The 23,053-nt window shown below is 36.5% G+C and carries 23 protein-coding genes; 17 read left to right on the plus strand and 6 right to left on the minus strand.

The window, feature by feature from the left end; genetic code table 11:
* Window positions 1–241: 241 nt before the first annotated feature.
* Window positions 242–925: a CDP-diacylglycerol--serine O-phosphatidyltransferase gene (gene pssA / locus DS745_RS11775; protein WP_129078443.1), complete on the minus strand. Its 684-nt coding sequence runs from the start codon at window positions 923–925 to the stop codon at window positions 242–244.
* Window positions 926–1,277: 352 nt separating this feature from the next.
* Between pssA and DS745_RS11780 the strand changes: the two genes are divergently transcribed.
* Entirely contained in the window at window positions 1,278–2,777 is a 1,500-nt protein-coding gene (locus DS745_RS11780; protein WP_129078444.1) for a malate:quinone oxidoreductase, read from the plus strand.
* Between the two features lie 47 nt (window positions 2,778–2,824).
* On the opposite strand, the gene DS745_RS11785 is transcribed toward DS745_RS11780, so the two are convergent.
* Window positions 2,825–3,595, minus strand: a complete 771-nt coding sequence (locus DS745_RS11785) for a CPBP family intramembrane glutamic endopeptidase (RefSeq protein ID WP_161568246.1) — start codon at window positions 3,593–3,595, stop codon at window positions 2,825–2,827.
* Between the two features lie 187 nt (window positions 3,596–3,782).
* On the opposite strand from DS745_RS11785, the gene DS745_RS11790 reads away from it, so the two are divergent.
* From DS745_RS11790 to DS745_RS11840, 12 genes are all read left to right on the plus strand, one after another.
* A complete protein-coding gene (locus DS745_RS11790) occupies window positions 3,783–4,991 on the plus strand; it encodes a sensor histidine kinase (protein ID WP_161568247.1) in 1,209 nt (402 codons plus the stop codon).
* Window positions 4,966–5,634 (plus strand): response regulator transcription factor, encoded by a 669-nt coding sequence (locus DS745_RS11795; protein ID WP_129078447.1) that lies wholly within the window; start codon window positions 4,966–4,968, stop codon window positions 5,632–5,634. The genes DS745_RS11790 and DS745_RS11795 overlap by 26 nt, the downstream gene beginning before the upstream one ends.
* A gap of 292 nt (window positions 5,635–5,926) precedes the next feature.
* Window positions 5,927–6,340, plus strand: a complete 414-nt coding sequence (locus DS745_RS11800; RefSeq protein ID WP_129078448.1) for a hypothetical protein — start codon at window positions 5,927–5,929, stop codon at window positions 6,338–6,340.
* A gap of 11 nt (window positions 6,341–6,351) precedes the next feature.
* Entirely contained in the window at window positions 6,352–7,005 is a 654-nt protein-coding gene (locus DS745_RS11805; protein ID WP_129078449.1) for an HAD family hydrolase, read from the plus strand.
* Window positions 6,995–7,612 carry an NUDIX hydrolase gene (locus tag DS745_RS11810; RefSeq protein WP_129078450.1) on the plus strand — a complete coding sequence of 206 codons (618 nt, stop codon included), beginning with the start codon at window positions 6,995–6,997 and terminating at the stop codon, window positions 7,610–7,612. The genes DS745_RS11805 and DS745_RS11810 overlap by 11 nt, the downstream gene beginning before the upstream one ends.
* Window positions 7,613–7,625: 13 nt before the next feature.
* Window positions 7,626–8,216 carry a kinase gene (locus DS745_RS11815; RefSeq protein WP_129078451.1) on the plus strand — a complete coding sequence of 197 codons (591 nt, stop codon included), beginning with the start codon at window positions 7,626–7,628 and terminating at the stop codon, window positions 8,214–8,216.
* A gap of 31 nt (window positions 8,217–8,247) precedes the next feature.
* Window positions 8,248–8,502 (plus strand): hypothetical protein, encoded by a 255-nt coding sequence (locus tag DS745_RS11820; protein ID WP_129078452.1) that lies wholly within the window; start codon window positions 8,248–8,250, stop codon window positions 8,500–8,502.
* 167 nt (window positions 8,503–8,669) lie between these two features.
* Window positions 8,670–9,977 (plus strand): MFS transporter, encoded by a 1,308-nt coding sequence (locus tag DS745_RS11825; protein ID WP_277750924.1) that lies wholly within the window; start codon window positions 8,670–8,672, stop codon window positions 9,975–9,977.
* Window positions 9,978–10,074: 97 nt separating this feature from the next.
* Window positions 10,075–11,532 carry a protein adenylyltransferase SelO gene (locus DS745_RS11830; RefSeq protein ID WP_129078454.1) on the plus strand — a complete coding sequence of 486 codons (1,458 nt, stop codon included), beginning with the start codon at window positions 10,075–10,077 and terminating at the stop codon, window positions 11,530–11,532.
* A 132-nt stretch (window positions 11,533–11,664) separates the two neighbouring features.
* Complete coding sequence (locus DS745_RS24910; protein WP_196121243.1) at window positions 11,665–11,832, plus strand: glycine zipper domain-containing protein; 168 nt, start codon at window positions 11,665–11,667, stop codon at window positions 11,830–11,832.
* An 11-nt stretch (window positions 11,833–11,843) separates the two neighbouring features.
* A complete protein-coding gene (locus tag DS745_RS11835) occupies window positions 11,844–12,590 on the plus strand; it encodes a DUF4181 domain-containing protein (RefSeq protein ID WP_129078455.1) in 747 nt (248 codons plus the stop codon).
* A 72-nt stretch (window positions 12,591–12,662) separates the two neighbouring features.
* Complete coding sequence (locus tag DS745_RS11840) at window positions 12,663–13,037, plus strand: PH domain-containing protein (protein ID WP_129078456.1); 375 nt, start codon at window positions 12,663–12,665, stop codon at window positions 13,035–13,037.
* Window positions 13,038–13,073: 36 nt separating this feature from the next.
* Here DS745_RS11840 and DS745_RS11845 read toward each other — a convergent pair whose 3' ends face one another.
* Window positions 13,074–13,346 carry a hypothetical protein gene (locus DS745_RS11845; RefSeq protein WP_129078457.1) on the minus strand — a complete coding sequence of 91 codons (273 nt, stop codon included), beginning with the start codon at window positions 13,344–13,346 and terminating at the stop codon, window positions 13,074–13,076.
* A 215-nt stretch (window positions 13,347–13,561) separates the two neighbouring features.
* Between DS745_RS11845 and DS745_RS11850 the strand changes: the two genes are divergently transcribed.
* Window positions 13,562–14,566, plus strand: a complete 1,005-nt coding sequence (locus DS745_RS11850; RefSeq protein WP_129078458.1) for a DUF3231 family protein — start codon at window positions 13,562–13,564, stop codon at window positions 14,564–14,566.
* A 370-nt stretch (window positions 14,567–14,936) separates the two neighbouring features.
* Window positions 14,937–15,782, plus strand: a complete 846-nt coding sequence (locus DS745_RS25380; protein ID WP_129078459.1) for a methyl-accepting chemotaxis protein — start codon at window positions 14,937–14,939, stop codon at window positions 15,780–15,782.
* A gap of 478 nt (window positions 15,783–16,260) precedes the next feature.
* Here the strand turns inward: DS745_RS25380 and DS745_RS11860 are convergent, their stop codons facing one another.
* Window positions 16,261–17,952 carry a methyl-accepting chemotaxis protein gene (locus DS745_RS11860; RefSeq protein ID WP_161568248.1) on the minus strand — a complete coding sequence of 564 codons (1,692 nt, stop codon included), beginning with the start codon at window positions 17,950–17,952 and terminating at the stop codon, window positions 16,261–16,263.
* 295 nt (window positions 17,953–18,247) lie between these two features.
* Between DS745_RS11860 and DS745_RS11865 the strand changes: the two genes are divergently transcribed.
* Complete coding sequence (locus DS745_RS11865; protein WP_129078461.1) at window positions 18,248–19,507, plus strand: ATP-binding protein; 1,260 nt, start codon at window positions 18,248–18,250, stop codon at window positions 19,505–19,507.
* An 83-nt stretch (window positions 19,508–19,590) separates the two neighbouring features.
* Entirely contained in the window at window positions 19,591–20,811 is a 1,221-nt protein-coding gene (locus tag DS745_RS11870; protein ID WP_129078462.1) for a sensor histidine kinase, read from the plus strand.
* Between the two features lie 40 nt (window positions 20,812–20,851).
* Here the strand turns inward: DS745_RS11870 and DS745_RS11875 are convergent, their stop codons facing one another.
* Window positions 20,852–22,315: an NADP-dependent isocitrate dehydrogenase gene (locus DS745_RS11875; protein ID WP_129078463.1), complete on the minus strand. Its 1,464-nt coding sequence runs from the start codon at window positions 22,313–22,315 to the stop codon at window positions 20,852–20,854.
* Between the two features lie 92 nt (window positions 22,316–22,407).
* Complete coding sequence (locus DS745_RS11880) at window positions 22,408–22,992, minus strand: TetR/AcrR family transcriptional regulator (protein ID WP_129078464.1); 585 nt, start codon at window positions 22,990–22,992, stop codon at window positions 22,408–22,410.
* Window positions 22,993–23,053 lie beyond the last annotated feature (61 nt).

Below are 23,053 nucleotides of genomic sequence, written 5' to 3' on the forward strand. Positions count from 1 at the left end.
TCGTAAGGTCTATTTGGCGTGCGCAAATTAATTTTGAGTGGGAGGGGTACCCCTCCCACTCAAAATTAATTCATCTAACATAAATAAAAAGATAAAAACACTTGACTGTAGGTAAGAAAGAGGCTGAGCCTCGAAAGTCATTTTTCTATGATCTTTTGAGTCACCCTCTTTCTTCATTATAAAAGAAAAAACCAGAACGAAGTTCGAACCTTCTTTTCTGGTTTTTGCCATTTAAGCGCTATTACTTCCGTTTGATTTTTACAAAGCGATAAGTGAGGTACGCAATATAAATCGGTGTCGCGATATAGATTAGGTAAGGGAAGCTAACATATGACCCTTGATAAATAATGAATAAGAGCACTCCTAAGAACAACGTAACAATGGTTCCGTATTTAGGTAGCGGAACACTTTTAAGACTTGGAATACGCACTCTGCTTACCATTAAAAAGCAAAGGCCTGTAAAAATCACAGTAATTACTACACTAGGAATTAGAGCCCCAAACAATGTTAGGATCGCTAGTATACCTCCTGCAGCGGTAATTGGCACACCAATAAAGTAATTCAGAGAAGATTTGTCTTTACTTACGTTAAATCGAGCTAACCGGTAGGCTCCAAAGAGAGGAAATAGCCCGGCAATGGCAAACCCTAATACACCTAGGTTCATGAAAGTTGTGTAATATACTAAAAATGAAGGGGCCACCCCAAAAGTGACTATATCTGCTAACGAGTCAAGTTCTTTTCCTAGCTCACTCTCAACACCTAGCATCCTTGCCACACGACCGTCCATAGCATCAAGCATCATACCGATAATAATTAAAATAGCGGCATTGCGAAACTGCCCAGAAGCAGCATAACCAATTGATAAAAAACCACAGTAAATGTTACCTAACGTTAGGATGTTAGGAAGAGCTCTTTTTAAGTACATGTTTTTTCACACCTTTTTGGTCTATAGATTTAGGGCTTTGTTCAGATATGTCTTATCATATCGTATTTTATGGAAAAATAAAAACTCTGTTTACAAATGTAAAGCTTAATTTGGAAAATAAAACTTGTGGAAGGATACCTTACTTTTTTACGAACTTATAGTTTATAAATATCAGAAGTTAGTTTATAATTATCAGATAATACTAGATTTTTTTAGCTATACATTATTATAATAGTGTTTATATGATATAAATGAGACAGAAAAGATGTGTTCCCTAGGTGAGGCTTACTTTTTAAACACCTAAGTAGGAGTTTCTACTCTTTTTTGCAATTATGGGAGGTAAGGAAAGTTAATGAGCAATATGCAGAAAAAAACTGACGTTATCTTAATTGGTGCCGGAGTCATGAGCGCGACTTTGGGATCATTACTGAAAGAGTTAGCACCGGAATGGGAAATTAAAGTATTTGAGAAACTTGCAGTCGCTGGAGAAGAAAGCTCTAACGAATGGAATAACGCTGGTACGGGTCATGCTGCACTTTGTGAGCTTAACTATACATCCGAAAAACCTGACGGATCTGTAGATATTAGTAAAGCAGTTAAAATTAATGAACAATTTCAACTTTCAAGACAGTTTTGGTCTTATCTTGTAAATAAAAACTTAATTCGTAATCCACAGGATTTTATTATGCCAATCCCTCATATGAGTTTTGTAGAGGGAGAGAAGAACGTAACATTTTTGAGAAATCGTTTTAAAGCGCTTTCTGATAATCCTTTGTTTCAAGGAATGGAATTTTCTGATGATCCGAAGAAACTGAAGGAATGGATTCCACTTATCATGGAAGGCCGTACATCAAATGAGCCGATCGCCGCAACAAAAATTGATTCTGGTACGGATGTAAATTTTGGTGCATTAACACGTATGTTGTTTGACCACTTAAAGACTAAGAACGTTGAAATAAACTATAATCACAGTATTGAAGATATTAAACGTGCGGAAGACGGATCTTGGGATTTGAAAGTGCATAATATCGAGACTGGTTACATTGATGACTATAATGCTAAATTTGTCTTTATCGGAGCGGGCGGCGGAAGTCTTCCTTTACTACAAAAAACTGGTATTCCTGAATCAAAACAAATTGGTGGCTTCCCAGTAAGTGGACTATTTATGGTCTGTAAAAATCCTGAAGTTATCGCTCGCCATCATGCGAAAGTATATGGTAAGGCGAAGGTTGGTGCACCACCAATGTCTGTCCCTCATCTTGATACAAGATATATTAATAACGAAAAAGCACTGTTGTTTGGACCATTTGCAGGATTTTCACCAAAGTTTTTAAAAACGGGTTCAAATCTTGACCTAATTGGTTCTGTAAAACCAAATAACGTCTTGACTATGTTAGCAGCAGGCGTAAAAGAGATGGCATTGACGAAATACCTGATCCAGCAAGTATTGCTTTCAAATGAAAAGCGTATGGAAGAATTGCGTGAGTTTATCCCAAATGCCAAAAGTGAGGATTGGGAGATCGTAGTTGCTGGGCAACGTGTGCAGGTTATTAAGGATACGAAAGCAGGAAAAGGAACACTTCAATTTGGTACAGAAGTAGTAAGTGCTTCTGATGGGTCGATCGCTGCATTGCTCGGAGCTTCACCAGGAGCTTCCACTGCCGTTCATGTCATGCTTGAAGTATTAGAAAAATGCTTTCCTCAACATATGTTCGAGTGGAATTCGAAGATTAGAGAAATGTTGCCTTCTTTTGGGGAGTCACTAGTAGACAACCCTAAATTATTTCAAGAGATCCATACATCTACAGCTGAGACTCTTGGTCTAAGCAAAAAAGAGCTTGTTTATAACTAATACAAAAGGACAAATCTTAATCGATTTGTCCTTTTTTAATAGGAATTTTATAAGGTTAAAGATTTTGGTTGCTTGCTACTATTTGTTTTTGAAACTTTCAATAGATAAAGAGAATAGATAAGGAACGCTAGGTTTAGTAGCAAAAAGGCTGTTAACCATTCGATTGGATAATCACTACTATGAACGCCATAAGCACCAGTTCCTGCATATTCAACAGCATCCAAAATAAAGTGGAATACAATTGCAGGAATTAGGCTTTTATTAGCTAAAACCATTGCTGTTAGTGCCATCCCACCAAACGTTGCCCATCCAAACTGGAATAGAGCGTAAGTAACATCGCCACCGACAAAGATATTTCCAAGATGGGCAATTCCGAATAATAGGGATGGTACAATAATGGCAATTGCCGTTCCAAAAGGTAAAATTGCACGAAGTAAAATTCCTCTAAATAATATCTCTTCATTTATGGCAACACCTGCAGCTGCAATCAATAAAAATGGAATGTGGCCCCATGTTGTATTAAACCCAAGTAGGAAAACAAGCGTTAAAGGAATGACAAGGACTGGTAACCAAGTATACCAAGTTTTAGCTGAAGTCGGCATTGTTAAGCCGATTTCTTTGTCGATTTTTAACCATCTGACAACGGCAATCGCACATGTTGCATATATGATCATAACTACCCAACCTAAATCATCTTGGACAGTAAGAGCTGGATTTACGAACTGTATCCCCTTTACTGCTGCCATTCCAAGCAATCCTCTTCCAAACAACACGACTAGAAATAAAATTAAACCATGACGGTATAAGAAATTTTTCATTATTATTACTCCCTTATTCTTATTTTGTATCTTCATTATCGGATAGCTAAGGTCATATCTGATAGTGAGCTTTGTCATAAGTGAGGTCATATGACTTTTATGACTAGTGGTGTTTAGGAACAAAGGAAAAGAAACAAATCATGTGGAATATATGATTATCAAAATTAAATTGGATGGGGAGCATTGTATGTTACCGTTTCAACTCGAAACCCATTGGGTTTTTAAAACTGCACAAGTAACAAGAATTGCATGGTTTATCTTCCACCTTTTGTTCTTTGTCATCTATCTACAAGACAATCCATTGTTTTGGCTATTGATGCCACTATTTTTTACTGCATTTCTTATCCCACAATGGTCTGGAACAAAGTTAGATAGCTTTGGTGTCCGAAATTATCCGTTTCTTGAACTGATTTTTAGCGGATTGTTATTAATTATTGGGTGTTTCGTTCTTGGAAATTATTCCTCGTTTCTATCGATCCCAGCACTCTGCGCTGGTTTATATAGTAAGCCAGGAAAGCACAGATGGTATTTATGGACAGGATTTTCAATTGTCCCCATACTTGCTGTAATGACAGTTGGCTTCGAGCGTTTAGGTCTGGGGGTCATTGAGGGATCCTTCTTTTTCGGGATTGGGATAGCCGTAGCAAAAATGCTTGAGGCAGAACAGAAAGCACAACAGCTACTTGAAGAAAACCAAAGGCAAAATCAGCTTCTAGAGGCGTACGCAAAGCAAATTGAAAAGGTTACTTTACTAGAGGAACGAAACAGGCTTGCTAGAGATCTGCATGATACGATCGGCCATACATTTACTTCTGTCATTATGGGATTAGACGCAGTTTCATACTTAGTAAAGACATCTCCAGATAAAGCACAAGAGCATGTTGATGGATTAAGCAATGTCATGAGAAGGTCCTTAGGTGAAGTAAGGACGTATATCCACCAAATTTCACCTTATGAAGGTAGAGAGGATCTATCTTCTCAATTGCAAAAAATCGCGAGTGAGTTTACCTTACTCACAAAAACGAAGGTAGATTTCAAGCTTCCTATTAAAGAAGTGCATATAACCTCACTAGGAACAACAACGCTCATCCGTTGTCTTCAAGAAGCATTAACGAATGCAGTCAGACATGGGCGTGCTAGTGAAATCTGTATTGAACTTGGTGAAGAGGATAGTTGGGTGATGTTAGCTATTAAGGATAATGGGATTGGAATTAAAGATACCCCATTTGGTTTTGGCTTGACTGGCATGAGGGAAAGATTGGAATCGCTGCAAGGAGAACTCAACGTTAAAACAAACGAATTTGGCGGAACTTCTGTAACTTGCTTTTTACCTACAAATAAAGGACTGATAAGAGGGAGAATGGAACAAGATGATCAAAGTGTTAATTGTGGATGACCAAGAATTAATAAGAGTGAGTCTTTCTATTGTATTAGGAGGCGAATCGGATCTTGAAATTGTTGGCGTAGCTGAAAATGGCAAAATGGCCACTGAATTAGTGAAAGAGCTTTCTCCTGATATCGTCCTAATGGACATTCATATGCCAGTGATGAATGGAGTTGAGGCAACAGCTCAAATTAAAAGTCAATTTCCTGAGGTAAAGGTGATGATTGTAACCACCTTTGAGGAAATAGATTATGTCCGAGAGGCTTTGGTTGCAGGGGCAGAGGGTTATTTGCTTAAGGCAATACACCCTAAGGATTTAGCAGCTGGTATTCGGTTAGTCCATCACGGAGGCACCTTGATCACACAGGAAATAGCTAAGCAACTTATTAGTCAATGGGCCAATCCTTCTATTGAAGTAAAGAAAGAAAAGAATAAGAAAAATAACTTTGGCCTTACTGAAAGAGAGATTGAAGTATTAGTAGAAATATCAAAAGGCGCTACTAATCGAGAAATTGCCCGAAAACTCTTTTTGACGGAAGGAACGGTTAAGAATTATATTTCAAATATCTATTCAAAGTTAGAAGTGACTGGTAGGCAAAAAGCAGTGTTTAAGGCGAAGGAAGAGGGAATTATTAGTCCATTAGAGAATATGTAGAAGCACTTTACCTCATGAGGGGAAAGTGCTGTTTTTTTGACTGAAATAACGAGTACATGGCCTCGAATTTGGCAAATTTAAGCTTTAAAAAAGTTCCGTTATTTTTTAGAAAATAGCCGTTTTTCAGATTTCGAGGTCCAGTATGTCCTCGAAAATTAGAAAAGGGCGTTTTCAGCTGAAATAACGGAATATATGTCCGCTTAGTTGAGTGGGTAGAGAGGATTTTTGATAGTGGGTTACATATAAGGAAAATAATGTTAATATTAGGGGTGAAGGGGATTGAGGTGATCGATTGGTTTTTACAGCAACTCCACCAAGGATTGTGTTAGTTATTTTGCTTTTACTACAAATTTTCTCTTTTAATTTATCAACAAACCTACCATTAAGAGTTTTCCAAATTGCTCTTATGTTATTTATTTTCTGTGCATTGTTGATCAAGTACCAATTTGAAATACACAATGAAAGACTAATATACCAGATTTTGATTTTCTCAAAACCAATTTTCAAAAGGGAACTTGTACCTAACGATATTATTGAAATTACATTTAAGCATGTCGGGTGGGGGACAAAAGCAGCCTTTGTGAAGGTCAAAAAAGGTGTTAATTGGCGAATTATTGGTTTTGTTCCTGATCATGTGTATTCCGAACTCGCAAATTATGCAACAGAAAATGATGTGAAGGTAGCATTGGATTTCTTTAAAAACTAGGAGTGATTTCTGTGAAAGCAATTTTATTTGATTTCGATGGGACTTTAGCAAATACCTTACCAATATGCTTTGATGCTTTTCAACATGTTTTTAGGAAGTTTGATCAAAAAGAACTTACCTCTGAAGATATTAAGGCAATGTTTGGTCCCTCAGAAACGGGGATTATTAGTGCGAACCTTATCAATCAAAATATCGAAGAGGCAATTGAACATTATTATGAAAAATACTCAGAAAGCCACAAAAGTTTAGTTGTACCTAATCATGAGATAACTAATTTGCTAAACTACTTAAAGGACAAAGGGATCAAGCTTGGGATTGTTACAGGAAAAGCGAGAAGAAGTTTAGATATTTCATTAGAAGCTCTGCAAATGAATGATCTATTTGATGTAATAATTACAGGGGATGATGTTATTCAGCCTAAACCTCATCCAGAGGGAGTTATCAAGGCATTGGCATTTCTAGAGGTTGGACCTCATGAAGCGATGTTTATTGGAGATAGTGATGCAGATATACAGGCCGGTGTTCAAGCAAATGTTTTTACAGTAGGTGTCCAATGGTTACCTGATTATCAAACGTTGGAATTTTCTATTGAACCTCATTCCGTTTATTATAGTGTGATTGATTTTAAGAATTCGTTGGGATTTGGTGAACGAAATGAGTTATAAATGGCTGGACTGGGCAAGGAGGATTCAATCATTATCTCAAGCAGGGCTAACATTTTCCAAGGATATTTATGATCTTGAACGGTACGAAGAGTTACGAACCATAAGTGCAGAGATCCTGGCGGAATATACAGGTGTAAAAATTGAGACGATCGAAGAATTTTTTGTTAAAGAAAAAGGTTATCCTACACCAAAGGTTGATGTTAGAGGAGTAGTTTTTAGAGAAGATAAAATATTAATGGTTAGAGAAAAAATAGATGATTGCTGGTCTTTACCGGGTGGCTTCTGTGACGTTGGGTTATCCCCTGCGGAAAATATAGTGAAAGAAATAAAAGAGGAGTCCGGTTTTGACGTAGTCCCTGTAAAATTGTTAGCAATTTTGGACATGAACAAACATCCTCACCCACCTCAACCGTATCATTATTATAAAGTATTCATCCGGTGTGAAATAATTGGTGGAAATGCTAGAAATGGGATAGAGACAAAGGGTATTAATTTTTTTGAGAAAAATAACTTGCCAAACCTATCCACTGATCGAAATACAGAGTCACAAATACATACACTGTTTGAATTTTTGGTAGAACCTCATAAACAAGCACTATTTGATTAAAGGTGGAATTTTCTTGTCAGATATAACTACGTTACTAAATAATATTCCAAAACTTGAATATGGGAAAAGGTTCATACTTGGCATAGATGGATTAAGTCGCTCTGGTAAAACAACTCTCGTGTCACAGCTAAAGGAACTAGTGGATGAGAGGGGCATTCCTACTTGTGTTTTTCATATTGATGATCACATTGTTGAGAGGAAGAGACGCTACGATACGGGACATGACGAGTGGTATGAATATTATCAGTTACAATGGGATGCTGAGTGGATAAAATTGAATTTCTTTGAAAAATTAGCGACAGCTAAGCAACTTCAATTGCCAATGTATGATAGTCACACTGACTCTCACAGAGTAGAGGTTAATGAAATTCCTGATAATTGTTTAATAATTGTTGAAGGAGTATTCCTCCAGAGAAAAGAGTGGAGAGGTTACTTTGATTTTTTTGTATATCTGGACTGTCCAAGACAAGAAAGATTTAGGCGCGAAAATGTTATTACTCAGAGTAATATTGAGAAGTTTAAGAAACGATATTGGAAAGCGGAAGATTATTACCTAGAAAGTGAAACTCCAATGGAAAAGGCGGATTTAATCATAAGCTGCTAGCAGTTTTGGAGTTTGGTAGAGGAGGCTAAAAATGATGCATAATTGGACTATGTATCTAAATATGGCTATTGGAACTGTAGGTATCATTCTCGTTTTCTTAGGGTTATTTGAGTTTGTTAATTTAGTAGAAGACATAAAAGGGCTAATTTTAATCTTGGTAGGTCTAACGATTATCATCCATTATGTTTACCACCTAGAAAAGAAAGCGGGAATTAGTAATAAAATAATCTGGGTAAGGGCGATCATTCTTATCCTGGTAATTTATCTGGTGTATTATTTTCTGTAAAGTATTACTTTTTCATAAGGTAATGCTTTTTTGTTTATCCGCCTCAGTCTGCAGACGGATAGAAAATCAACCTACGGTTCGTTTCGATCAGGATACAAGAAAATTATAATTGAAGTAATAGATCGTACAGAAAGTAGGTAATAACTATGAACAATAAAAGCTTTAAAATGTTTCTACTGATTTGGGCGGGGCAATTCGTGTCGGTAATAGGTACTAGTTTAACCTCGTTTGCTCTAGGTTTTTGGGTACTGACCGAGACTGGTTCTGTCACGCAGTTTTCAATGATTATTCTTTCTTTAGTTTTACCAACAATTATTATCTCGCCTTTTGCTGGAGTAATTATTGACCGTTTTTCAAGGAAGAAACTAATGATTTTAGCTAATAGTGCGGCTGCCTTTTCTACGCTCATCATTTTAGCTTTAGTTCTTACAAACAGTTTAGAAATCTGGCATATCTATGTAACGACAGCTTTTGCAGCGAGCTTCAATACGTTTCTTATGCCAACTTACCAATCAGTGATTTCTCTGTTAGTACCGAAAAAGCAATTAGGTCGGGCTAATGGTTTAATACAGATCGGGGAATCTGCATCTATTATTATTGCACCGACTGTCGCTGGCTTACTACTTCACCTACATGGCTTACATGCTGTTATTATCATTGATTTAGTAGCTTTTATTATTGCAGTTACAACTTTAGTTTTTGCGAAAATTCCAGAACTTGAAACAAAGCAAACATCGAAATTAAACACAAAACAGTTTTTCGTGGAAGCTAAGGAAGGTTGGCATTACATTATGAGTCAGCCTGCATTTAAGTGGTTATTATTTTTTTCTGCTTTTATTAATTTGCTTCTTGGTTTTGTAAATGTGTTGCTTCAACCGTTAATTATTACGTTATCGTCAGAACAAACGCTTGGAATGGTTTTATCAATTACAGGCTTTGGGATGTTACTAGGTGGAATTATAATAAGTGCTTGGGGCGGACCAAAAAATCGAATTAATGGAGTTTTTATTAGCTGTGCTATTGGAGGAATGATGATTACTCTGATTGGCTTTACAACGTCAATCGTATTTATAACCATGTGCTTTTTCATGTTTCTCTTCTTGCTACCAATTGTAAATTCTTGTAGTCAGGCAATATGGCAAAATAAAGTGGAACCTTCAATCCAAGGTCGTGTATTTACAATTAGAAGAATGTTAGGTACTTCTCTATATCCACTAGCGATTGTCATGGCAGGGCCACTAGTTGATAAGGTATTTAATCCGTTAATGGAACCAGGGGGCATCTTCGCAAATACAATAGGTCAGTTGATCGGTGTAGGGGAAGGTCGAGGCATAGGACTTCTTTTTATAGTGATTGGTGGGTTATTTATGATAGTTACTACTGTCGTCTACCTACAGCCGAAAGTAAGACAGATGGAAAGTGACATCCCTGATGCTATCATCGAAGAAAAGGAACTGTTAAGTGAACCTGTCTAATTGGTAGGGTATAATAAAATTTGTAAAAGCAGACCATATAAAGGGAAACTTAACATTTTTATAGAAGTTAACAGATAAAAAAGTAAAAGGTGATAAGATGAGAAATAAAGCAGGATGGAATTTTGACAATAGTTATACCCGCTTACCAAAGGCATTTTTCTCTAGTATTGACCCAGATCCTGTAGACTCACCGGAAATCGTTATCTTTAATCAGACACTTGCGACATCCTTAGGGTTGAGCGTTGACGCACTACAAAGTGGTGAGGGTGTCGAGGTTTTTGCTGGAAATGAAGTTCCTGAAGGGGGATTGCCGATTGCTCAAGCGTATGCAGGCCATCAATTTGGTCACTTTACGATGCTAGGAGACGGTCGTGCGATATTACTTGGTGAACAAATCACCCCTCAGGGTGAACGGTTTGATATTCAATTGAAAGGTCCCGGAAGAACACCATATTCCAGGGGCGGCGATGGTCGAGCAGCACTTGGACCAATGCTTCGTGAGTATATTATAAGTGAGGCGATGCACGCTCTTGGTATTCCAACGACTCGCAGTTTGGCGGTTGTCACTACAGGGGAAGCAGTAATCCGTGAAACAGAACTACCTGGTGCTATTCTAACTCGTGTGGCGGCAAGTCATTTACGTGTTGGTACGTTTCAGTATGCTGCTAACTGGGGGAAAGACGAAGAATTAAAGGAGTTAGCGGATTATACAATTAAGCGCCATTACCCAAACATTGCGGATAAGGATAATAAATATCTTTTATTTCTTCAGGAAGTAATTAGTCGACAAGCTAATCTGATATCAAAATGGCAGCTAGTTGGATTTATTCATGGAGTCATGAATACGGACAACATGACCATTAGCGGAGAAACGATTGACTATGGACCTTGTGCCTTTATGGATACTTACGACCCAGCGACTGTTTTTAGTTCAATTGATCGGCAAGGGCGCTACGCCTATTCCAATCAGCCGTATATTGGTGGGTGGAATCTAGCAAGACTTGCTGAAACGCTCTTACCACTTTTACATGAAGAGAAGGAACAGGCAATTGAAGTAGCTCAAGATGCACTTAAAGGGTATTCCGAGTTGTATCAGTCTTACTGGATGGCTGGAATGAGATCAAAACTAGGGCTATTCAATGAAGAGACAGAAGATGGCGCTCTAATAGAGGGTCTTCTGACGATGATGCAAAAAAATCATGCGGACTTTACCAATACGTTCCGTTCATTAACAGAAGATAAAGTGGAGGAAACAGTCCTGTTTGATACACCTGAATTTACTAAATGGTATGAGTTATGGCAAGGAAGATTGGGAAGGCAGGAAGAAACAAAAGAACAAGCGCGAGAGTTAATGAGGTCTTCGAATCCTGCCATCATTCCACGTAACCATAGAGTAGAGGAAGCTTTAGAAGCTGCGGTGCAAGGAGACTACAGTGTGATGGAGCGACTCCTTAAAGTTCTATCAAACCCTTACGCCAGCTTGCCTGAACAGGTAGATTATTGCAAACTACCAGAGAAAACGGATCGTCCTTACCGAACATTTTGTGGAACATAAAAAAATTATTTCTAGAGAGGCTGACTTAGGTTGGCCTCTCTATTTGCATCCTTTTTTGTAAAAAATTGAAACTTTGGTGGAATACGTTCGTAAATATGGTAACTGTATAGCGAAGACAGGAGGGAGTTTAAAATGACTGCTAGTAAAGTATCGAAAAGGTTTCTCGCAAGTGGAACGTTGGTAGGAATATTGTTAGGTGTAGGGATAGGCATGGCAATGGATAATCTTGCCGTTGGTATCGCCATTGGTTTAGCTCTTGGTTCAGGAATGGGAGCTGTAGGACAAAAGAAAAAAGAGTAGGTGTTGATTTTATGATTGAAGTGTTTATCTTTCTAGGATTGGTATTTATCCTGTGGGTATTGACTAATAGAAAAGTGAAAGCTAGGTTTAACTTGGAAGAAAGAGTAGGCTTTCGTAGGCATGTGCACCCTACTCAAATATGGGGAGAAATTTACATCATATTAATTATGCTTTTTATTCTATATTTAGTGGGTCCTGACCAATCAGAATACGCAGTCATCTTTGGTTTTATTATACCGCTAGGACTCTATCAACTGTTCATGGAGTGGAAGTATGACAGAGCTTCTAACCATTATCGGCTTACAATAGTAAATATAAGCTTTTTAATTATAGCCTTTGTTGGTTTATTAATTTTTACATTTCCGAAAACAATTAATGAAACATACCAAATCTTTATTTTTTCAGAAGATGGAGAGTTTAGTGAGAAGATTGAAATAGAAGTGAATGGGAAACTAAGAAGGAACTTGTTTTATGGGGATATGTTTGAAGGAAAAATGGCGATGGCAGAGCAAGAATTTCTAACGATTAATTATGGCAGGGAAAACAAAATTTCTTTTCGTGCGAACCAATTTTTGCACACAATGGTTGGGCTAAATAGTAGCAATAGAGGAGAAGTATGGACGGAAAAAGATATGGTATCGTTTGCTGGTAAACTAATTGAGTTAGAGCCATTTACAAGTAATCATGTAAAATTTGCTGGACCAGCTGAAACAATAGAAGAAGCGTTATTACTTTACGAACAATTAACACCTCAATAAGTTTGGAATTATATAGATGTTTGAGGAATAATAATTCCTATAGAAAAAATCATGTGAAAAGAGGAGATTGGTTTGGGTATTTTAGATGGATTAATGGGTAATGCATCAGAAGTGAACATTCAAGATGTGAAAAAAGAATTTGCTAAAGTTTTAACAAAAGACGAAACAGTTGATAAAGCATATAAGCTAATTCGGGACCTCTTTATTTTTACCAATAAACGTCTAATTCTAGTCGACAAGCAAGGGCTGACTGGAAGAAAGGTTGAACTTCATTCAATTCCATACAAAAATATTACTCACTTTAGTATTGAAACAGCAGGCAACTTTGATTTAGATGCGGAATTAAAGATCTGGATTTCAGGTAGCTCCGCTCCTCTTCAAAAACAATTCAACAAAAGCCTGAATATCTATGAGCTCCAAAGCGTGCTAGCTGAATATGTACTATAGAAGCAGAAAACTGACGATCGTTGACGTCAGTTTTTTTTATTGAAGCAGTTTTTCTTGAAGTTTCTTTCCATTGAACAAAATCTCAACATCATTATTTTTTAAAGGATGTGTTAATTTCTGAAGATAATAATAGATCCCTAAGTGATAGCAGAGTGCAAGAAATACAAATGATAAACGTAAAAGTAGTAATGCGAGTGGTGAGAGGAACTTACCCAAAAATAGCGTGACTAACATGATGCCTAGGAAAGTTATTGCTCCTAGAAAATGTAATTTTATCTCTCGATCTGTTAGTGCTTCTCTACCTTCCAAAAGTATCACTCCCCTGGTTGCAAATTAATAAAGTTATTATAGAGTATGAGAAATCACCTAGACTTTATGCTATTTGTATTGAGGATCTTCAGCTTTTCAGACATTGAAAAACAGAAGATTTTTTTTGAAGAATCCTTTTTACCCCAAAAATTATCCTGGTAAATGAATACAAGTTGGTTGTTTGTCAAAAGGTAAGAAAAAAAGGGGGTAATAAAATGGAACACTCTCCAGAACTTACATCTTCTGAAGTTGCGGCATTATGGGGTGCATATATGCAAAATTCCATGTCTTATTACGTAGTTCAACATTTTTCAAATGTTAATGAGGATAACGATCTTAGTGAGATAAGCCAAAAAGCTTTAAACAACTGTGATTTTGTAGTAAAAGAGGTAAAGAACTTGTTTGAAAAAGATAATCATGCAGTGCCTATTGGATTTACTCAAGAAGATATCAACTTAGAAGCTCAAAGGGTCTATTCAGATCTATTTGCGCTAAGATACATAAAATATATGGCAGCAGCGGGGACAGCTGCAGCTGCTGCTTTACTAGAAGTTTTGGCAAGGAATGATGTAAGGGAATTTTTTTCAAAGACATCTCAAATCTTTATGGAATTATATAATGACTCGTGTGACTTGCTCCTGAAAAAAGGTGCCTTTATTAGATCTCCTACGATACCACCAATGGAAAAGGCTGAATATATACATGATACAACTTTTTTATCAGGATTAATCGGAGGACATCGTCCGTTAACTGTGATAGAAATGGCACATATTTCGAAAAATACAGAAACTAATTCTATTGGAAGAACTTTTATAGCGGGGTTTTCACAAACTGCAAATGACCCTAAAGTTAGAAAATATATGGAGAGAGGAACAGAAATAGCAGCGAAGCACGAGACCGTATTTAGAGACATCTTAATTAAAGAAGGGGTACCGTTGCCAAGTTCTTGGGATTCAACTATATCAAAGTCGATTGAGGCTCCTTTTTCTGATAAGCTTATGATGTTTCAAATAGTAAGCTTAAATGAACTAAGTGTGTCTGGTTATGGAGCATCAATTGGATCTAGTCTCAGGAAAGATCTATCGGGTCATTACACGCGTTTAGTAGCAGAAATCTTACAATATGGAAATGATGGTGTGAAATTGATGATTGAAAATAGATGGTTAGAGCAACCACCACAAAATGTCGATCGAGAGGCATTGAGAAATAGGAGTAATTGAAAGGTTTGGGCGACTGAATTGTGGAAAGTATGTTATTTTAGTGCTGTAAGTCACTAATGTCATTCGGAACACTCCGAAACCTCATAAGAATGCTACCAATAAAAAACTGACGATCAATAAAACGTCAGGTTTTTATTGGTATGGTTGCTCAACAATTAAATGATATGATTAACAAATTCAAACTCTAGGAAAAAAGGACTGTCGGTTAGGACAGTCCTTTTAGCATTTGTTATAGTTCATGTTCTTTATTTTAAAAAAATAGTGAGTTAGTTGTATGATAGTGGTGCAACAGTTGGATATGTATTGTATAATTCTGAGTGTGTGAGAAATAAATAAATATAATAAATTTTGAGACAACAGGAGGGAAACTATGAATATACTACATAAACCAACACAAGAACATGCACCTATCTTAGAGGCCTATATCCAGGTTATTCCTTTCATACAAGCCATGCTGCCAGATATCGGCATAGGTATTACGAATTGTGAAGAGTGGCTTGTCTATTATCCAGGGACAAAGATTGACATAGGAGCAAAACCTGGAAGGAAAATCGATCCTAATGAGCCTCTGGCAGAGTGTATTAAATATAAGAAAAATATTAGAACTGAAGTTGCTGCTGAATTTTTCGGCTTCCCTTTTACAGGGTTAGCGAGACCTATTTTAGAAGGAAATAAGGTAGTAGGAACGATTGCCATTCAGCTTCAGGAACAAAATGAGAAAAAGCTAATGGAGATTTCTGACGCAATGGTGTTATCACTTGCTCAAGCGAATGAGGGTGTATCAAAGATAGCTGCAGGTGCTGAAGGACTAGCTGATGTTTCCGAAACACTGCTTTCTCAATCTAAAAATGCTAAAGAATATGTAAAAGACACAGATGATGTTTTAAAATTTATTAAGAGAATTGCTGACCAAACAAATCTACTAGGTTTGAATGCCTCGATCGAAGCAGCTCGCGCGGGCAATATGGGGAGAGGTTTTGGCGTTGTAGCAGAAGAAATCCGTAAGCTATCACATGAAACAGTTGCCTCAACTGAAAAAATTCGTACTACATTGACGAATATTCAAAAGTCTATGGATGAGATAACAGCCTCTATTGAAAAAGTAGTTGCTGTAGGCAAAGAACAAGCTTCTTCCACAGATGAGATTTCCTTATTTATTGATGAAATTGAGAAAATGAGTAAACAATTGAACAAATACGCGTCTGAGTTGCTGTAGATTTGTGCTTGTTGAGCAGGTGCAGAGTTTATGAGTCCATAGGTTCCGTTATTTTGCCTAAAATGACGTTTATTTTAGTTTCGAGGACACAGAGGCGCTTATTTTAGTAAAGGCTCTTTTCGTATACATTGTGGCTTTTCTATCCTAAAATTATCGAAAAAATACCCTAGATGAAGATATCAGCCAATAAATTATGTAAGAAAAGAGCATTACTTACTAAATTAGTGGTGAATTCTTAGTAATTTGTGTAAAAATCCGGCTTTTGGAATTTTTACGAAAGCAACAAACTTTGCGAAAACAGCCTTAGTAAAAAACGTTACTTTTCCCCTGTTTTTTCAAAAATAGCGGTATCTATGTCCTCGAAACCTCAAAAAAGACCAGATTCACTGAAATAGCGGTATCCATGTCCGCCAAATATGAAACTACCTTCTCCAAATAAGAAAACCGAGAACAAACTGTTCTCGGTTTTTTTTAAGCCCTATAGTCTAAACTTTCCAACTTGCTCGGATAACTCACTCGCTAACTTACTCAAACTTTCAGCAGAAGCTGTAATCTCTTGCATAGATGCAGATTGTTCTTCAGCCAAACCTGCAACAGTCTGAGTTTTTGTAGTTGCCAGCTCTGTAATTCTAGTTACTTCATTGAAAGTCTCAGTGACTTGTTCTGTACCGCTAGCCATCTGCTCGGATATAGCAGAAACCTCTTGAATTTTACTAGAAACACTTTGAGCAGACTCTAAGATTTCTTGGAATGACTTACCTGTATTTTCAATAATCGTAACACCAGTTAAAACATCTTCGGAGACTATATTCATTTGGTCTACAGTTGCCACGGTATCCGCTTGGATTGATTGGATTATTTGTGTAATTTGAGTTGCTGATTGATTGGATTGTTCTGCTAGCTTTCTAACTTCATCGGCTACTACAGCAAATCCTTTGCCGTGTTCCCCGGCTCTTGCTGCCTCTATTGCTGCGTTTAATGCAAGTAAATTCGTTTGCGATGAAATGGCTGTAATAGCGATAACAATTTTTTCAATTTCTTTAGACCGATCATCCAAAGTTTGTAGTGACTTTGAAGTTCTTGTTACATTTTCTTCGATCGTTTTCATTTGAGTGACAGCTTTGTTTATCGTACTTTCACCTTGTTGTGCTTTGTGAGTTGTCTCCTCAGAAGCCTTTGCTACGGTTGAAGTTGTTGTTGCAATTACTTGTATTCCCTCAGATATTTCATTTATAGCGAGATTACTATCTTGTACTTGTTTTAATTGTGTATCAGCACCTGTAGAAATCTCATCAATGGAGAAAGTGACCTGTTGTGTCGCCTCGTTTGTTTGCTCAGCACTTGCAAGTAACTGTTCTGATGAAGAGGCTAAATTTTCGCTGGCTTGCTTAACGGTATAAATTAGGTTACGCAAGTTGTCAGCCATCATATTGAATGAATGGCTCAGGTCAGCAATTTCATCCTTTGACGTTGTTTGTATTCTAGTAACATTTAAATCGCCTCTTGAGATTTTCTCAGCCATTTGAGAAAGTTGAGAGAGAGGTTTAATCTTTATAAACAGCAAGTAGAAGGTGACTGCTAGAGAAATAATGACTAAGGTAGCTGAGCTAATCATGATAAAAAAGCTAACCTGAACTGCCTTCTTTGCATCGTTTAATATTGTGTTTGTCCAATGTTGTATTTTATCGTTGAATTCATGAATAGGCTCTGCAATGATATTTTTTCCATTATCGTAATCAGGTCCAAAGACAAGTGTTCTGGCGATATTTAAATTTCCTTTTTCAACAGCTGCCATCGCTTGTTCTTCAAGAGATATTAATTTATTTGAGTTAGCCGATGCAAGTTCTATAAGATTGATAAAGTCAATTGGAACCTCTAACTCATGTAATCTTTCAACGACGTGATCTCTCGTTTTAGTTTCATTAACTTCTTTCCAGTAGTTATTAAAATGTTTCTTATCTCCAAACTGTGTGTATGCCCTTACTTCATTTGTTAAATAATCCGATGAATCACCAAGTTTAGTAGATAATAGTACTAGCTCTGCTTGCATATTGTATGCTTGTTCTTCTTGTTTCACACTTTCTGATAATTGATAAATTGTCCAAACTGTTAATAAAAATAGGATGGAGGTAATGATCGTAGTTGTCTTTAACAAGGTTTGTAATTTCATGATGTTTTCCTCAATTCTAGTTGGATATATTACCTCTCTTAGAAAATCAACTTTTCTTATGGTATTTAGTATTTTACCATCTATCATACCTGAGCGAAATAGTCTCTTTGAATAATATTCCTAGTATTAAAAATCCCAGTTGTTTTTTGGGGTTTTACTATTTTTGGTTTTGTTAAATATTTGCTATTTCGATAAGGTGTGCAACTCTTTTTCGTTTAAGAACTTTTTGGGAAGGTTTTTTGTCGTCGTATCACGAATTATTGCTTAAGTAAATTGAATATCAGGAGAAAAAAGTATGCTAGAGTTAATAGAGGACTATCTTGTAAATATGTCATTTATTCTTTTACCTATTTTATTATGTCAATCATTACTAACTCGTGACCATACTTGTTTTGAAACGAAAAAGCAGAAGGTTCTACTTTCAATCATCTTTTCTGTTACAAGTCTATTATGTTTAAGCTTTCCTGTAGTGTTGGAAGGAGGCATATTGGATTTACGTCTAATTCCATTCATTGTTGCTACATTGTATGGAGGCTTTAGGGTAGGGTTGATAGTCTTAATCACCTCATTATTGTACCGGTTTTATTTAGGTGGGCTCGGATTTTATATTTCTATAGTGGAGTATCTTATCGTTTTCTTACTATTGCTATTAATCATAGACCGCTACCGATCATATACGTTTGCGAAGAAGTTAGTCACATCATCAGTTATTTGCTTACTTCCAACATTAGTTGGAATACCAGTTGCGTATTACCTATTTGGTATTGAAGCATTAAAAGTTTCAGTAATTCTAATAATTTTCACACAGTTAAGTATTTTATGTTGTATTTATATAATGGAAAGTACATTAGAAAAAGTACGAATTATTATTGAGTTACATAAGTTAGAAAAAGAGTCTATCGTAAGCCATTTAGCAGCATCAGTCTCCCATGAGGTTAGGAATCCATTAACGGTTACCAAAGGGTTTCTCCAGCTTTTAAAAGAAAAGAACAAAAATAGTGAGGACCACCAGTATTTCACAATGGCATTAGACGAGCTGAAAAATGCTGAATTAATTCTTTCTGACTTTCTTACCTTTGCCAAGCCAGCAATTGAGAGTATAACAACAGTAGATATGTATGAAGAAATCCAAAGGTCTATCAATGTTATTAGACCACTAGCTAATCTTAGTAATGTGAACATTCATTTCGAAGGTAAACCGCTCAAGTTTAAAGGAGATAAACAGAAAATTCATCAGGCATATGTAAATATCTTGAAAAATTGTATTGAAGCTATGCCGAAAGGCGGAAACTTAAAGATATCATTGCAAGATAATGAAAAGTATCTTGAAATTATTATTAAGGATACTGGGATCGGGATGAGTCAATCACAGCTTTTACGACTAGGTGAACCCTTCTTTTCTACTAAAGAAACAGGAACTGGTTTAGGGATGATGGTTGCCTTTAGTATTATTAAAAGTATGGGTGGAACTTTAGAAGTTTCTAGCGTGCTAAATGGTGGGACAACCTTTAAAATATCATTCTTGATGGTGACAGATCTAACAAAAGCACATTAAGCATGTGCCTTTTTGTGTATGGGAGAGGTTATGATAGAATAGAATTATTGTGGTTAAGTTAAGTTTTCCAAAGGAGTCTCTGTATGAAAGGATTTTACGCAAAAATTAATAAGAGTAATTACTATTTTTCAGTATTAGCAGTGATTGCGGTTATGTTTATGGGCTTGTTTGTTTCAAATCCTAAATTAGATGAATTGACATTTGGATATATTATACATTTAGTTTTAGTTATGGCCTTATCTGTTAGTCTATTACTATATCCTAAGTTTAAAACTAGTGGTTTTAAGATAGTAATTATTACGTTATTTTCACTATATTTCTACGCGATTTTCTTTTTATATCCTGAAACATGGTCAACCTTTATCTTTATTTGTCTAATTCCGGCTATTTCTATATTTTATTTTGATAGAACGTTGTTTTATTTCTCATTAGTATTAAATGTATTTTTAATTGGTATTTCATTTAGTTACCTGGTACTTGTCGATCAAGGGCTTCTTTATTCATATATTAAACAAGACATTATTGGGAATTTTATTAACTTCATAGGTAGCCAAGTCATCCTAACTCTCATCTTTCATTTATCATATTCCCGTATTAAGCAGCAGCAAGTATACTATGAAAAAATACAACAGGCAGAACGGTTGAAGACCTCGGGTCAGTTGGCGGCAGCTGTCGCTCATGAAATACGAAATCCTATTACTGTAGTGAAAGGATTTTTGGATTTATATAAAAATGATCCGAAAATAAAACTAGAAATGGGAAGTCATTTTCAATTAATGAGTGATGAATTAGATACTGCAGAGCATGTCATTTCTCAATTTCTAGCGATTGCAAAACCAAATTTAGATCAATCAACAGAAGTTGTAAATGTAAGAGAGACTCTAAAAAGTGTTTCAGATCTTCTTAAATCCTATGGTGTGTTGAACGATAATGTGATTGAGTTAGAAGTCGATGACAAATGTTATATTCAGGTTAATAAAATTGAATTTAAGCAATTAATGATAAATCTAATCAAAAATGCAATCGAAGCTTCTAAAAATGGTAGCGCCATTTCCGTTACAGGGAAGAGGCAGAAAGATGATGTGGAAATGCAAATCATTGATAATGGCTGCGGCATGTCAGAACAAGAGGTTAAGGCCCTTGGTACCCCGTTTTATTCGTTGAAAAGTAAAGGAACCGGTTTAGGTTTAATGATTTGTTTTAATATGGTTGCACAATACAATGGTACGCTCAAATTTGACAGTGTTGAAGGTGAAGGAACAACGGTTACAATACGCTTCCCAGCCACAAAGTCATCAAGGTAAAAAAACTGCACCTCCACTATAATTGGGGTGCAGTTTTTTCTTATTGGCCTTGACCTAGTGAGTATCCTAACTCACCATTGAAACGATATAGATTTTCAATTTTAATAAAATCTAATCCGGCTTCTTGGACACGTCCTAAAAGTTTAATAATGTCTTCATTTGAAACAGTTCCTTGAGCTTCGTTAATTTGGAAGCGACAACGCCAGTGGTCAGTTGTAAATGTTTCTGGAAATCCGTTTGGATAGACTTTTACACCACGGTTTGTGATAACTGCCAACTTGAATTCTGGACCACCAACAGTCTCTAACTTTTGCCCAATTTCGTCAGATGTTAATTCATTATTAAATAAGAATACATCCACTCCGTCTAATTCGCGTGTTACGTCTGCTTTTGGACGGTCCTTTACAAGTGGGTTTAGTTTGAACTGAGGCGCTTCTGACTCATCAGCATGTTTATATTCAACAGGTTCAAATGTAGTCGGGAGTTGACCTAGTCGTTCGATAACAGCGTCAGCAAACTCTTTTGTACCTACCGCAAAACGACCTTTTGCAATATCTCCTGTGAAAACTTGATCCTCAATAGTTTTTAGCCAGGCATTATGTATCTTCGCCGCAACTTCTGGTTGCCCAATATGAACAAGCATCATAATTGCCCCATGTATTAATCCGGATGGGTTAGCAATTCCCCTGCCAGCAATGTCAGGAGCACTTCCGTGGATCGCTTCAAACATAGCTACTTGATCACCGATGTTAGCAGAGCCTGCTAGTCCTACGCTTCCCGTTACTTGAGCAGCAACGTCTGATGCAATGTCCCCATATAAGTTTGGAATAACGATGACATCGAAATCCTGAGGTGTATCTGCAATTTTTGCCATCCCAATATCAATAATCCAATGTTCTGTTTCGAGATCAGGGTACTCAGTAGCAACCTCTCTAAATACTTTATGAAAAAGTCCGTCAGTTAATTTCATAATGTTGTCTTTTGTTAAGCATGTTACTTTTTTTCGGTTGTTCTTTCGAGCATATTCAAACGCATAGCGAACAATCTTTTCTGTTCCGGGTCTTGTAATGATTTTTAAGCATTGCACAACTTCCGGCGTTTGCTGATGCTCAATACCTGCGTATAAATCTTCCTCGTTTTCACGAATGATGACCATGTTCATATCTGGGTGTTTGGTTTGAACGAATGGAGCATAAGAAACATTTGGTCTAACGTTTGCATAGAGTCCTAATGTTTTACGAATTGTTACATTTAAACTTTTGTAACCGCCGCCTTGAGGTGTAGTAATTGGCCCTTTAAAGAATATTTTCGTTCTTCTTAATGACTCCCAAGCTTCGTCAGGAATTCCTGATGTATTTCCTTGTAGGTAGACTTTTTCACCTATATCGATAAATTCAGGTTCAATCATTGCTCCTGCATGGTCTAAGATTCTTAGAGTTGCATCCATGATTTCTGGACCAATGCCATCGCCTCTAGCGATCGTAATTGCACGTTTTTGCGTCATAACTCGTAACTCCCTTTCGTAGTTAGTATCGAAAAACTCCTTTTGTATTTTACCATAATTTAACTCGGTAATGCCATTAACGTGATAGATTGTTACTCAGTTCTTTTCCCCAGCATTCCATAGAAAAAAATATTCGTAATATCTTCAGTTAGAGGCAAAATTCTTTGATAGACTTCTTCTTTTTGCATGTAGTCTTTCATCATTTGAATGTAAAAAAGTATCGCTTCATTGGATAGGTTGGGGTCAATATAACCTTTTTCCTTTCCTTCATTCAGTAATTGATTAAAGTAAGGAATGGCTCTTTGGGCATAAATTTGTTCAATATAATTGCCTTCAGAGTATTCTTTCATTAAATATTGATAAAACTCTTCATTAATTTGATTGGCGACTTCCTTCTTTTTAAAAATAAGTCTTTTTATTTTTTCAGGAAAAAGGACGTCTGCATGGATGACACTTTCAAAGTCATCGACTGCTCTATCTACATAGTAAATGAAGATCTCATGAATTAAGTTATGTTTGCTTTCAAAATAATTATAGATTGTGACTTGAGAAACCTTCGCTTCTTTGGCAATCTCGGCAATGGAAACCTTTTGTATGCCATGTTTCATAAATAGGGCCAATGCGGCTTCTAAAATATTTCGCTTTTTTAATTCGCGACGTCGTTGGAAACCATCCATGTCTTTCACCTCAACTTTAGTGTAATAAAAATTTTGTAATAAAACAATTAAAAGAGTTCAT

Source organism: Anaerobacillus alkaliphilus (genome assembly GCF_004116265.1).
GTDB lineage: Bacteria > Bacillota > Bacilli > Bacillales > Anaerobacillaceae > Anaerobacillus > Anaerobacillus alkaliphilus.

Excerpts from the sequence above, each read along its gene's own strand:
- pssA (WP_129078443.1), bottom strand. The coding sequence starts at position 925 with ATGTACTTAAAAAGAGCTCTTCCTAACATCCTAACGTTAGGTAACATT.
- DS745_RS11780 (WP_129078444.1), top strand. The coding sequence starts at position 1,278 with ATGAGCAATATGCAGAAAAAAACTGACGTTATCTTAATTGGTGCCGGA.
- DS745_RS11785 (WP_161568246.1), bottom strand. The coding sequence starts at position 3,595 with ATGAAAAATTTCTTATACCGTCATGGTTTAATTTTATTTCTAGTCGTG.
- DS745_RS11790 (WP_161568247.1), top strand. The coding sequence starts at position 3,783 with ATGTTACCGTTTCAACTCGAAACCCATTGGGTTTTTAAAACTGCACAA.
- DS745_RS11795 (WP_129078447.1), top strand. The coding sequence starts at position 4,966 with ATGATCAAAGTGTTAATTGTGGATGACCAAGAATTAATAAGAGTGAGT.
- DS745_RS11810 (WP_129078450.1), top strand. The coding sequence starts at position 6,995 with ATGAGTTATAAATGGCTGGACTGGGCAAGGAGGATTCAATCATTATCT.
- DS745_RS11820 (WP_129078452.1), top strand. The coding sequence starts at position 8,248 with ATGATGCATAATTGGACTATGTATCTAAATATGGCTATTGGAACTGTA.
- DS745_RS11825 (WP_277750924.1), top strand. The coding sequence starts at position 8,670 with ATGTTTCTACTGATTTGGGCGGGGCAATTCGTGTCGGTAATAGGTACT.
- DS745_RS11830 (WP_129078454.1), top strand. The coding sequence starts at position 10,075 with ATGAGAAATAAAGCAGGATGGAATTTTGACAATAGTTATACCCGCTTA.
- DS745_RS24910 (WP_196121243.1), top strand. The coding sequence starts at position 11,665 with ATGACTGCTAGTAAAGTATCGAAAAGGTTTCTCGCAAGTGGAACGTTG.
- DS745_RS11835 (WP_129078455.1), top strand. The coding sequence starts at position 11,844 with ATGATTGAAGTGTTTATCTTTCTAGGATTGGTATTTATCCTGTGGGTA.
- DS745_RS11850 (WP_129078458.1), top strand. The coding sequence starts at position 13,562 with ATGGAACACTCTCCAGAACTTACATCTTCTGAAGTTGCGGCATTATGG.
- DS745_RS25380 (WP_129078459.1), top strand. The coding sequence starts at position 14,937 with ATGAATATACTACATAAACCAACACAAGAACATGCACCTATCTTAGAG.
- DS745_RS11860 (WP_161568248.1), bottom strand. The coding sequence starts at position 17,952 with ATGAAATTACAAACCTTGTTAAAGACAACTACGATCATTACCTCCATC.
- DS745_RS11865 (WP_129078461.1), top strand. The coding sequence starts at position 18,248 with ATGCTAGAGTTAATAGAGGACTATCTTGTAAATATGTCATTTATTCTT.
- DS745_RS11870 (WP_129078462.1), top strand. The coding sequence starts at position 19,591 with ATGAAAGGATTTTACGCAAAAATTAATAAGAGTAATTACTATTTTTCA.
- DS745_RS11875 (WP_129078463.1), bottom strand. The coding sequence starts at position 22,315 with ATGACGCAAAAACGTGCAATTACGATCGCTAGAGGCGATGGCATTGGT.
- DS745_RS11880 (WP_129078464.1), bottom strand. The coding sequence starts at position 22,992 with ATGGATGGTTTCCAACGACGTCGCGAATTAAAAAAGCGAAATATTTTA.